The sequence below is a fragment of the Planococcus donghaensis genome (assembly GCF_001687665.2).
GTDB lineage: Bacteria > Bacillota > Bacilli > Bacillales_A > Planococcaceae > Planococcus > Planococcus donghaensis.
This window is the reverse complement of record NZ_CP016543.2, coordinates 874,569-886,332: the sequence shown is the minus strand read 5'-3', so window position 1 is coordinate 886,332 and position 11,764 is coordinate 874,569. Positions and strand designations below refer to the sequence as shown.

General features: G+C 41.0%; 10 protein-coding genes. All 10 read right to left on the bottom strand.

Annotation, left to right across the window (positions count from 1 at the left end; genetic code table 11):
• Positions 1–11: 11 nt before the first annotated feature.
• A complete protein-coding gene (pcrA, locus tag BCM40_RS04335) occupies positions 12–2,225 on the bottom strand; it encodes a DNA helicase PcrA (protein ID WP_065526983.1) in 2,214 nt (737 codons plus the stop codon).
• A 40-nt stretch (positions 2,226–2,265) separates the two neighbouring features.
• Positions 2,266–2,958, bottom strand: coding sequence for a heptaprenylglyceryl phosphate synthase (pcrB, locus tag BCM40_RS04330; protein ID WP_065526984.1), 693 nt, complete (start codon positions 2,956–2,958; stop codon positions 2,266–2,268).
• 75 nt (positions 2,959–3,033) lie between these two features.
• On the bottom strand, positions 3,034–3,354 hold the full coding sequence (locus BCM40_RS04325) for a YerC/YecD family TrpR-related protein (protein WP_065526985.1): 321 nt from the start codon (positions 3,352–3,354) through the stop codon (positions 3,034–3,036).
• A 32-nt stretch (positions 3,355–3,386) separates the two neighbouring features.
• Positions 3,387–4,430: a DUF3048 domain-containing protein gene (locus BCM40_RS04320; RefSeq protein ID WP_065526986.1), complete on the bottom strand. Its 1,044-nt coding sequence runs from the start codon at positions 4,428–4,430 to the stop codon at positions 3,387–3,389.
• Between the two features lie 5 nt (positions 4,431–4,435).
• Positions 4,436–6,166, bottom strand: coding sequence for an adenine deaminase C-terminal domain-containing protein (locus tag BCM40_RS04315; RefSeq protein WP_065526987.1), 1,731 nt, complete (start codon positions 6,164–6,166; stop codon positions 4,436–4,438).
• Between the two features lie 338 nt (positions 6,167–6,504).
• Complete coding sequence (locus BCM40_RS04310) at positions 6,505–7,098, bottom strand: GNAT family N-acetyltransferase (RefSeq protein ID WP_008432178.1); 594 nt, start codon at positions 7,096–7,098, stop codon at positions 6,505–6,507.
• Between the two features lie 195 nt (positions 7,099–7,293).
• On the bottom strand, positions 7,294–8,544 hold the full coding sequence (gene purD / locus BCM40_RS04305; protein WP_065526988.1) for a phosphoribosylamine--glycine ligase: 1,251 nt from the start codon (positions 8,542–8,544) through the stop codon (positions 7,294–7,296).
• A gap of 16 nt (positions 8,545–8,560) precedes the next feature.
• Positions 8,561–10,096: a bifunctional phosphoribosylaminoimidazolecarboxamide formyltransferase/IMP cyclohydrolase gene (gene purH / locus BCM40_RS04300; RefSeq protein WP_065526989.1), complete on the bottom strand. Its 1,536-nt coding sequence runs from the start codon at positions 10,094–10,096 to the stop codon at positions 8,561–8,563.
• A 32-nt stretch (positions 10,097–10,128) separates the two neighbouring features.
• Complete coding sequence (gene purN / locus BCM40_RS04295; protein WP_065526990.1) at positions 10,129–10,701, bottom strand: phosphoribosylglycinamide formyltransferase; 573 nt, start codon at positions 10,699–10,701, stop codon at positions 10,129–10,131.
• Positions 10,691–11,752, bottom strand: a complete 1,062-nt coding sequence (purM, locus tag BCM40_RS04290) for a phosphoribosylformylglycinamidine cyclo-ligase (protein ID WP_065526991.1) — start codon at positions 11,750–11,752, stop codon at positions 10,691–10,693. Before purM ends, purN begins: the two co-directional genes overlap by 11 nt.
• Positions 11,753–11,764: the final 12 nt, after the last annotated feature.

Genomic DNA, 11,764 nt, shown 5'->3' with positions numbered 1-11,764 from the left:
TTTCCTCCCGATCATTCTTTTTCAATCGGCGCAAATTTAGCCAATAAGCGTTTAATGCCGACAGGGCTTGGGAACGCAATATCGAGTTCCGTTTGTTCGCCTTCGCCTTTAACACTAACGACCGTTCCAGTACCCCACTTTTTATGCGTTGCTTTGTCGCCCGTTTTCCAACCTAATTTCTCACTGCCTGACTGATTATAGCTAGGACGTGTTACGGCTGGACGTTTTGGTACTTGTCGATAACTGGTAGTAGCCCCAGCACGATGATGAGCGCGTGTTTGTTCAATCAGATCTTCTGATATCTCCGAAATAAACCGAGAAGGCATATTAAAATTACTTTTCCCGAACAATGTACGAGAAGACGCATGTGTTAAATACAGCCGCTGTTCTGCTCGCGTAATTCCAACATAAGCGAGTCTGCGCTCTTCTTCCAATTCCTCATCGTCATTGTTTGACCGTGAATGCGGAAAGACGTTTTCTTCTAACCCAATAATAAAGACAACAGGAAATTCTAATCCTTTTGCTGCGTGCATCGTCATTAAAATAATTGGGCCATCTGCATCTTCTTCGTCATCTAAGGAATCAATATCTGAAATCAATGCCAAATCGGTTAAGAATGCCACTAACGATTTATCATCGCTTTGTTTTTCAAAAGCTTTTGTGACTGATAAGAATTCATCTAAGTTTTCTAAACGGCTTTCGCCCTCAATGGTTTTATCGTTTTGCAACATTTGACGATAACCTGACTTTTTCAGTACTTCTTCAACCAATTCAGTAACAGACAAATATTCCTGCATTTGCGTAAAACTATTAATCATTTTTTGGAACTCTAAAGCTGTTTGTGCGGTTTTTGGCGTTAATCCCATAAAATCAGCTTCTTGTAACGCATCCATAATTGTCCGATCTTGTTCAATCGCAAAACGTGCCATTTTCTCGAAAGATGTTGCGCCAATTCCACGCTTTGGTTCGTTAATGACACGAGCTAACGATAAATCATCGTCATTATTGGCAATCAAACGTAAATACGCTAACAAGTCTTTTATTTCTTTACGGTCATAGAATTTTGTTCCACCGACAATGGTGTAAGACATATTCGATTTAACGAACATTTCCTCCATAATTCGTGACTGTGCATTTGTCCGGTAAAGAATCGCAAAATCAGACGTTTTGTAGTTTTCTTCATCCATTAGCTTTTGAATGGTTTGAACCACAAACTGTGCTTCTTGACGTTCATCTCCTGCTTTATGCAAAGTAATGGCTGTACCTTCATCGTTTTCCGTACGCAATTCTTTTGGATAACGACTCGTGTTTTTCTGAATTACATCGTTCGCTGCTTGTAATATACGTTTTGTCGAACGATAATTTTGCTCGAGCATGATGACTTTCGCATTTGGATAATCTTTCTCGAACGATAGGATATTTGTAATATCCGCCCCACGCCAGCGATAAATCGACTGATCTGAATCACCAACTACGCAAATATTTTTAAACTTGCTCGCCAATTTCTGAACCAATTGATATTGTGCATTATTCGTATCTTGATATTCATCTACGTGAATGTAGTGAAATTTGTTTTGATAATACTCTAGTACTTCAGGAACCGTGTTAAATAAATTCAACGTGGTCATAATCAAATCATCAAAATCCAGTGACTGGTTTTTCTTCAAACGGTTCTCATAAGCTGTATAAACGTCCGAGACTGTTTTCTCGTATGGGTTAAATTGGTTCATATCTGCTGCAAATTGAGCGGCATCAATGCATTCGTTTTTAGACGAGGAGATGGCATTTAACATTGTTCTTGGTTCGTATTTTTTTGGATCCAAGTTTTGTTGTTTTAAGACATTTTTAATAACCGTTAATTGATCGGTTGTATCCAAAATCGAGAAGTTTTTCGACATGCCTAATTTGTCAATATCCCGTCTTAAAATACGCACACACATTGAGTGAAATGTAGATGCCCACATACGCTGCCCGGTTCCGTGCCCTAATAATCCGTCAATCCGGTTACGCATTTCACGTGCGGCTTTATTGGTAAACGTAATGGCTAAAATATTGGATGGGTAAACTTGTTTTTCCAGCACCAAATAAGCTATACGGTGTGTCAGCACACGCGTTTTCCCTGATCCTGCACCTGCCATAATAAGTAGCGGTCCTTCAGTCGTTTTGACTGCTTCTGCTTGTTCCGGGTTCATCCCGTTTAATAAGTTTTTTGATATCAATTCCATTGTGCACCACCTCGAACATTCGTTCTTATTAGTATAACGATTAACCAGCCGTTTCCGCAACTGCCTCTACGGTTTCAATCGCTTTGTCGATATTTTCATAAATAATATTGCCAACGACGATAGTATCTGCAAAAGCAAATGCTTTTTTAGCTGTATCAGCTGAGTCGATCCCTCCACCATAAAACAAGTGGGTTTTGGTAAGGACGCCTTTTACTTTTTCAACAAGCTCCATATTTCCGAATATGCCACTATACTCCATATAAAAAATGGGTAACCGGAAAAAATGTTCTGCTAAACGCGCATAAGCTAGCACATCTTCTGCCGTCAAATCGGTTTGAGCATCTGTTAGTTTTGCGGCTTTGCACTCGGCATTTAAAATACAATACCCTTCCGGAATTAGTTCATCCCAATCCAAAAACTCTCCATACTCACGAATTGCTTGATGATGAAGTCCTTTAACCCACAATGGATTGTCACTGTTTAAAACGGTCGGGATAAAATAATAGTCAAATCCTGGAGCTACCGAGTCGATTGTAGAAACTTCTAACACCATCGGCAGTTGATAACGCTGCACACGTTCTGCTAAATGGAGGACATTGTCGAGTGTGACATTATCACTGCCGCCAATCAAGATGGCATCAGTCCCGGATTTGCAAATTCGTTCCAAATGGCCATCTGTGATTTCTTTTGCTGGATCTAATTTAAAGACATGTTGCCATGATTTGAAATCCATCTTTTTTCACCCAACTTTATCTCAGTTATCATCTATTTAGTATAACAAAAAAACCGAACAGAGTCGGTTCTCTGTTCAGTCTTTTGGAAGTTCAAAAGGTTTTTCATCTGGATAAAGACGTTCTAACATGCCATCATAAGCATCATTGCCATAATTTAAGCAACGACGCACGCGAGAAATAGTAGCCGTACTAGCCCCTGTCTCATTCTTTATTTTTTCGTACGTTTTTTTCATGCGAAGCATATGTGCGACTTCGAGTCGCTGAGACATTGACTGAATTTCACTAATTGTGCATAAATCATCAAAGAAACGATAAGCTTCTTCCTTATCTTTTAAGGCCAAAACTGCTTTGATTAACTGATCTGTTTGATGGCCTCTAATTTTATCTACTTGCATGCAGCTTCCTCATCCTTTCATTGCTACAATCCTCATGGCGTATAGCTAACAGATTGCTCGATTCCTGGATCGGTAGGAACAATATGAATCCAAGTTTTCCCTGGCATCAATTTTACCACTTCCCCATCCAAAAACGGAACTAACATTCCATTAACCGAATTCCATTTGACTTCACGAACTCCACCCGCTTGAAATAACAGAGCTTCTCCGCCACTAGATAAATCAATGGACTGGCGCCCTTTAGAATCGATTGTCTCATGGTGTGCTTCAAAAACTAAAACATTTGAGACTTTTATAGTTTCTAGGGTTTCTTTATCGGTCATCACTATGCCGTTAACCGATCGGCTGTACAACTGCGATTCACTATCATATAAGAAGTCACTATAAAACAGCTTATTTGTTCCGTATTCTACCCTAATCGAAAGAGCCTGTTCTTTCAGTTTATCATTTTCCGTTGAGTCATAGAAATAATAAGGTGATTGTCCTGTGTACTCTGTGGAAGTCTGTGCATTATTCATGGCCTTTGTGATATTTTCCATGGTGATGTATGAATTATGGGGTGCTACGCGATCGGTCGAGCGTTGAAACAAAGTGCCATCATATTGCATGCCATTGACATGATCGATAATGCCCGATTCAAGCATTTCCCGAGCATCCGGACTATACCCATGAGCTACAAAGAAAGCATCGTAAGCCATAGCAAGCTCAACAAAATAATCACGAGCACTCCGGATTGGTCCTACTTTGTTCGGGTACTCGCTTTGATAGAGCGCAACAAATCGTGTGATATTAAATTCTGCAACCATTTCAAAAACGATATCTGCTTTGGCTAACCCCGTTTGCGGTCGAGCATCAGGGTGGTTATTTACAACTGCCATGACAGGTCGACCTGTGGGTGTTAAATCCATCAATTCACCTGTAAAAGGTGTCGTTGGTAAAGCTTTTTCCACTACCGGCTGCTCAGGTGTGGGTGGAGTCGGTGGTGAAGTAGCGTCTTCTTTTTTCATCAACCAAAATCCCCCGGCAATAGCTAGCAAAACGAAGAGTGAAATAAAGATGAACAGCCATTTTTTCATACCCGTTACCTCATAAAGGATGGAAATAGTATCTTTTTATTTTTAACATCGTAGATGCCTTTTTGAGTAACGCGAACATATGGCAAGTGAGTCGCCTGTAAAAACAGCATTGTGTAAACAGCATCTCCATGCTTATAACCTCGCTCTTTCAAGGCTTTCTTCAATGCCTGTTCTTGTTCAATCAATTGCTCCATTGGCAAATCAGACATCACGCCTCCATAAGGAAGTGGCAAGGATTGAACAATTTCACCATTCTCAGTTAGGATGATTCCACCTTTTAACCGTTTCATCTCATTAAAGGCTAGCCACATATCTTCACGGTTTTTTCCGATAAGAATAATGTCGCCTGTGCTAGTATAAGAAGACGCGAAGCCCTCCAGACCCGGCGCAAACCCTTTAATCAAGGTATTCACACGCCACTTACCATTCTTATCGATAAGCATTAAAAAGCTTTCGTCATGTGATTTTGATAAGTTGGCATCATGCGTATCCACACTGACAGTATAAGGCTTGGTAATAACATCATTGACCATTTCAATTCCAAAAGGCATTGAAAATTGGAAATCATCATCTGTCAATTCAAATTCTATATCCAAATCCGGCAAAATCGACCAATCGATATTCGGCAATGAACGGACTTTTTTGCCGTCTTTTTTCAACCAAACACCTTTTGAAATCACACCTGAAGGCACCGGATTCTCAATTTCATCGAGGATATTCAAATTCGCATAACGTCCTGTCGCGATTAACCCATGCAAACTTGTTACATTATAATAACGAGCGACGTTATAAGAGGCCATCATGTACGCATCTATCGGAGGCACACCTGCATCAAGTGCAATTTGAATGCACCAATCCATTACACCATCTAAATGGAATGCTGGTGTCGAACCGTCTGTTGTCATCATCAGCTTGTCAAATACATTCAACTCGCGTTCAACAATTCCCTTTAACAAATTCGGCAAATCCGGACGAATCGAAGAATGGCGAAGAGTTACGCCGTAACCATGAAGAAGTCGCATTTCCACTTCGTCTACCGTCATGGATTCGTGATCGCCATCTGCTCCAAGCAGTCGCATACGAGCGAGCGTTTTTTCTGAAGCTCCCGGAAAATGTCCCTCAATTTTTTTCAAGCCCATTTTCGCTTTTTGAATCCAATACAGCATTTGATCATCGCCTGCGAGCAATTTCGGCCAACCTGTTAATTCACCGCCGAGCAACACGTCTTGACGATCTAACCATTCCCCCACTGAAGTTGATGTGAACAATTGATCTTCATTGTTCAACTCTGTCTGTGAATCAAATCGGGTCCACCAATAATAGCTAAAAGGCAATTCTCTTAATTGATCCAACAATGAAAACGCTTTCTTATTTTCAAGTGCCATAAAAAACGTTAAATTATCAGATAAGAACATGGTTGTTCCACCTTGAGCCGCATAATCTGCAAAACTTTGAGGATTGTACAATTGAGTAGGGTGAACATGAGGTTCTATATATCCCGGAACAATGTATTTACCCGTCATATCAGCCACTTCCGTAGCAGCATCAATTTTCGGCATTTCTTTGCCAGCGTATACGATACGATCACTTGATATCCATATGTTCCCTGTTACCCATTTTTTAAAAATTCCATGAAGATATGTTGCATTTGTCAAAACGAGATCCGGCGCAATTTCTTTAGTGATGATTTTCAGCTGATTTCGAATCTCTGTATTTTTCCATAACGGATTAACCATTTGCCGGCACCTGCTTTCTACTAGTTCGATACTTAATATCCTAGCATAATTATGCATCTGAACATAGGTTTTCACCCTAAAAATAAGAACATTCTAATTTATTAAGACACAAAAAACCCACGCAATAGCGTGGGTTAAAAAAATTCTTATAATCCTTAGCTATATAAGATTACAGCGGAAGGCGGCGACTCCAACGGGAGCAGCACGAGCTGGAGCCACTCGACTGAGCAAAGCGAGGAAATCGGCAGAAGCCGTGCCCGTGGAACGCGTCCGCCTGGAGCAGTAAACTTATTTTTTTACTTAGCTAAAAACCCACGCGAATGCGTGGGTTGGGTCAATCAGTCATTATTAACAGGATCACTGAATGGTTTTAAGACGTCTTTCTTTTCTTCTTCTTGGAAAGTTAATACGTCAGATACCGAATCATACGATTCCCCGTAAAATTGCTCGTCTTTATACGTATGAATATCTTCATACATTTTTTTCATACCTTCAAAAATTTGCTCTTCTGATTCACCACTTGGCGTCCAGTACAAAATTTCCATCGAGTTTTCTTCACCTGTCGCAAGTGAACGACGGCAGTAACCGATTGAAGATGCGTGTTCAAACCCTTCACGAGCATAAAAACGTAAGCGTTTTTCCGTATCTGTGTCTTCGTAATTTACCGGTTCAACTTCAAGGATAATCGGTTTGTTTTTATCTTTTAACATTTGCAAAGTCTTTCTTCCAAGACCCATGCCGCGTGATTCTTTAGAAACAAATAAATAATCAACAAATGTAAAATGAGGGAATTCTGCATACATTAACACATGGTAAGGACCCTCGTCTTTATAGTAAACGCTTCCTTTTTCTTTTAGCAACGTATCCATATGCTCTTTTGACTTCATTTCTTCAACTGGAAAATACTGATTTAGTTTTTCATACCAATTCATAATTAATCCCCTTTCAATTTTCATTTCACATTTTTTTCTGAGGTCATAATGGGTTTACATTCTGGAGTTTAAATAGAGGTAACCGTGGGTTGTAATCAATCCTCATGTTTTGTTTTACCTATAGGACAGGCCAAAACAAAAATGACACATCTTCTTGTCGAATTTGTGTCATTAATGAGTATATCACATATAAAATTATTTTGCACGCCATCCGATGTCGGAGCGATAGAAGAAACCGTCCCACGATAAGCTGTTTAATTGTTCATAAACCTTTCCTTGAGCCGCTTTGATAGAAGGTCCACTTGCAGAAACTAATAATACACGACCACCATTCCCTACATAATCATCACCAGTTTGCTTTGTGCCAGCATGAGTAACTTCTACACCCATAAGCTTAGTTAGCTCAGGCAAACGTGCGCCTTTTTCAACGGTCTCTGGATAATTATCAGCTGCAACAACAACACCAAGTACAGCTTGGTCATCCCACTCTAGTTCAGCCGGCTGACCTTTTAAAAGAGTATCCATAAATAGCCCGAAATCTGACTTCATGCGCGGTAAAACAACTTGCGTTTCTGGATCTCCAAAACGCGCATTAAACTCAATCACTTTTGGACCTTTACTCGTTAAAATAACACCTGTATAAAGTATGCCATTAAACGGCGTTTCTTCAGCTGCCATCGCCTGGACTGCAGGTTGTACAATTTCGGCATAAGTTTGATCGACAATCGCTTGTGAAATTTGCGGTACAGGCGAATAAGCTCCCATGCCCCCTGTATTCGGTCCACGGTCTCCATCGTATGCCCGCTTATGGTCTTGTGAAATAACCATCGGATAAATCTGGTCGCTGTGAACGAAAGACATAAACGAAAATTCTTCACCGTCTAAAAACTCTTCAATAACTACTTTTGAGCCAGAGTCTCCGAACTTTTGACCTTCCAACATGTCATTAACCGCAGCAACAGCTTCCTCTTCCGTCATTGCCACAACAACACCTTTTCCAGCTGCAAGTCCATCGGCTTTGATAACAATCGGCGCACCATGCTGACGAATAAACTCAATAGCTGGTGCTGTTTCTGTAAATGTCTCATAGCCCGCAGTTGGGATACTGTATTTTTTCATCAGTTCTTTGGCAAAGGCTTTACTGCCTTCAATTTGTGCCGCTGCTTTAGATGGCCCAAAAATGCGCAATCCTTTAGCTTCAAAAAAATCAACAATTCCTGCTGATAGTGGCTGCTCTGGTCCGACAAAGCTAAAATCGATTTGTTGCTCTTTTGCAAATTCTGCAAGACTTGCAAAATCCATTTCATCAATTGCAACTACTTCAGCATCTTTACGCATTCCGTCATTGCCTGGAGCTACATAAACTTTAGTGACTGAAGCTGATTTTGAGAATTGACGGACGATAGCGTGTTCTCGCCCACCTCTTCCAATGACTAAAACCTTCATAATTGTTTCACCCCGATTAATGTTTGAAATGACGGATGCCGGTAAAGACCATAGCAATTCCGTATTCGTTCGCTTTATCGATCGAATCTTGGTCCTTTTTCGAACCACCTGGTTGAATAATTGCTTTAATGCCGGCTTTTGCAGCTGCTTCTACTGTATCATTCATCGGGAAGAACGCATCTGATGCCATGACTGCACCTTCTGCAGCACTGCCTGCTTGGTCTAACGCAATTTTAGCAGAACCAACACGGTTCATTTGCCCCGCACCGATACCCAAGGTCATCTCCGAGTTACAGACTACAATGGCGTTAGATTTAACATGTTTTACCACATTCCACCCAAGCTTTAATGCCTCAAGCTCTGCTTCAGTAGGTTGACGTTCAGTTGCTACTTGGATATCTGCATCATCATAGCCAAAAACGTCTGGCTGTTGAATCAACAAGCCACCTTCTACTGTTACTGTGTTCCATTTATCACGAACTTTGCTATCGAACGGAATCGTCAACAAACGGATGTTTTTCTTTTGGGTCAACAATTCAATTGCTTCATCAGAAAATGATGGTGCAATAATAATTTCTAAGAAAATCGTGGCTAGTTGTTTCGCTGTCTCAGCATCAACTTCACGATTTAAAGCAACAATCCCACCAAAAATTGACGTTGAATCCGCTTCGTAAGCTTTACCAAAGGCATCTGCGATTGTTTCGCCTGTACCAACACCACATGGATTCATATGTTTCACTGCAACTGCTGCCGGCATTTTGAATTCTTTAATCATTTGAAGAGCAGCATTGGCGTCTTGAATATTGTTATAAGACAATTCTTTGCCGTGCACTTGGTGTGCATTGGCAATCGAGAAGTTCGAACCAAGCGGGCTACGATAAAACGCAGCTTTTTGATGAGGATTTTCTCCATAACGAAGTGTTTGAGACAATTCGTAAGTAAGCGTTAGTTGGTCTGGATACTCTTCTCCAGTCAAATCTGTCAAATAGTTTGAGATATACGAATCATAAGCCGCTGTATGGCGGAAAACTTTTGCTGCTAAACGACGTCTCGTTTCAGGTGTTGTAGACAGTTCATTTTGTAATTCAATCAATACTCCAGCATAATCAGCTGCATCCACGATAACCGTGACATATGCATGATTTTTCGCCGCAGAACGCAACATCGTCGGTCCACCAATGTCGATATTTTCAATTGCATCCTCTACCGTAACATCTGGTTTTGCAATAGTTTCACGGAACGGGTACAAATTAACGCAGACAATATCAATCGGCGAAATGCCGTTTTCAGCCATTTGACTTTGGTGTTCTGCATCATCATGTTTGGCTAACAATCCACCGTGTACAAGCGGATGCAAAGTTTTTACACGTCCACCTAAAATTTCTGGAAATTTTGTTACTTCGTCTACTGCCGTTATGGCTACGCCGTTTTCTTCAAGAAATTTTTTGGTGCCGCCTGTCGATAACAATTCATAGCCCATCTTTTCCAATTCCTGTGCAAATTCTAATATCCCTGATTTATCCGATACGCTGAGTAATGCTCTTTTTTTCACAGATAGTCCTCCTAAAGATTAAGACCGATCGTTTATCGGTCGAATAATTGCTGCAATGTTGCAGGATATAATTCATGTTCAATCTGATGGATCTGATGCTCGACTTCTTCGCGTCCACGACCTAATACCGGAAACGATTGTTGTGCAATAATGCTGCCTGTATCCATTCCTGCGTCTACATAATGCACTGTGACGCCTGCATTTTCTGCACCTGCTGCAAGTGTTTGTCCAATTGCATCTTTACCTGGAAAAGCTGGCAAAACAGAAGGATGGATATTAACAATACGATTTTCATAAGCTCTGAGTAATACTGGACCAATTAAACGCATATAACCTGCGAGAACAATCCACTCTACACCAAGCTTTTGTAGTTTTTCTTTTAACATTTCTTCATAAAGTTCTTTCGACTCATACTCAGAAGGCACGAAAGAAAATGAGGCTACGCCTGATTTTTTCGCTCGTTCTAATACAAATGCTTTAGGCTTGTCAGCTACAACAAGCATGATTTCAGCTGCTAATTTATTAGCCGCAATCGCATCGACAATGGCTTGAAAATTAGAGCCATTGCCAGATGCAAACACAGCAATTTTTGTATTAGTTTTCATCCAATGTGCCGTCCTGTTGGCCTTGAAATTGAACGCCTTCAGTACTTGATACGCGACCAATTTGGAAAGCTTGCTCACCGTTTGCTTTGGCGGTTTCTAACACTTTTTCAGCATCTTCAGGTGCTACAGCTACAACAAAACCAATGCCCATATTGAACACTGAGTATAAGTCACGATCTGCTAGCTCGCCTTTTTCTTTTAGTAACTTGAAAATATCAAGCACTGGCCAGCTGCCTAGCGAAATTTCCGCGCCTAAACCTTCTGGCATCATCCGTGGAATGTTCTCGATAAATCCGCCACCTGTCACATGGGCCATGCCATGGATTTCGGTTTCCTTACCAATTGCAGCTACTGCTTTTGCATAAATTTTTGTAGGAGTTAACAACGCATCTCCAATAGATCCAAGCGCTTCATAACCTTCAACTTGTTGATCTAGCGTGAATTGATTTTGCTCAAATACAATTTGACGCACAAGTGAATAACCGTTCGAATGAATGCCGCTAGAAGCAAGACCGATTAATACGTCTCCAGCTTCGATTTTCTCGCCCGTAACAATTTTAGATTTCTCCGCTGCTCCAACTGCAAATCCAGCAATATCGTATTCATCTTCTTCATAAAGACCTGGCATTTCAGCCGTTTCTCCGCCAATCAGTGCAGCTCCAGCTTGGACACAGCCATCGGCTACACCTTTAACGATTTGTTCAATTTTCTCAGGAACTGCCTTGCCGACTGCAATATAATCTAAGAAAAATAAAGGTTCTGCACCTTGAGCAACGATGTCATTCACACACATCGCAACGCAATCAATGCCGATTGTATCGTGACGGTCTGCCATAAACGCGAGCTTTAATTTTGTGCCCACACCGTCTGTTCCGGAAACAAGAACCGGTTCTTTCAAATTCAGCTCAGACAAATCGAACATCCCGCCAAATCCACCAAACGCACCGAGCATTCCTTTACGCGCTGTTCGCTCTACATGGGATTTCATACGGTTTACTGCTTCATAGCCAGCTTCGATATTAACGCCTGCTTTTTCATATGCTTTTGACACACCGGTTCCCCC

Bases quoted from the DNA above. Each gene is read 5' to 3' on its own strand.
- pcrA (WP_065526983.1), bottom strand. From the start codon at position 2,225: ATGGAATTGATATCAAAAAACTTATTAAACGGGATGAACCCGGAACAA.
- purN (WP_065526990.1), bottom strand. From the start codon at position 10,701: ATGAAAACTAATACAAAAATTGCTGTGTTTGCATCTGGCAATGGCTCT.
- BCM40_RS04310 (WP_008432178.1), bottom strand. From the start codon at position 7,098: ATGAATTGGTATGAAAAACTAAATCAGTATTTTCCAGTTGAAGAAATG.
- BCM40_RS04325 (WP_065526985.1), bottom strand. From the start codon at position 3,354: ATGCAAGTAGATAAAATTAGAGGCCATCAAACAGATCAGTTAATCAAA.
- BCM40_RS04315 (WP_065526987.1), bottom strand. From the start codon at position 6,166: ATGGTTAATCCGTTATGGAAAAATACAGAGATTCGAAATCAGCTGAAA.
- purD (WP_065526988.1), bottom strand. From the start codon at position 8,544: ATGAAGGTTTTAGTCATTGGAAGAGGTGGGCGAGAACACGCTATCGTC.
- BCM40_RS04320 (WP_065526986.1), bottom strand. From the start codon at position 4,430: ATGAAAAAATGGCTGTTCATCTTTATTTCACTCTTCGTTTTGCTAGCT.
- pcrB (WP_065526984.1), bottom strand. From the start codon at position 2,958: ATGGATTTCAAATCATGGCAACATGTCTTTAAATTAGATCCAGCAAAA.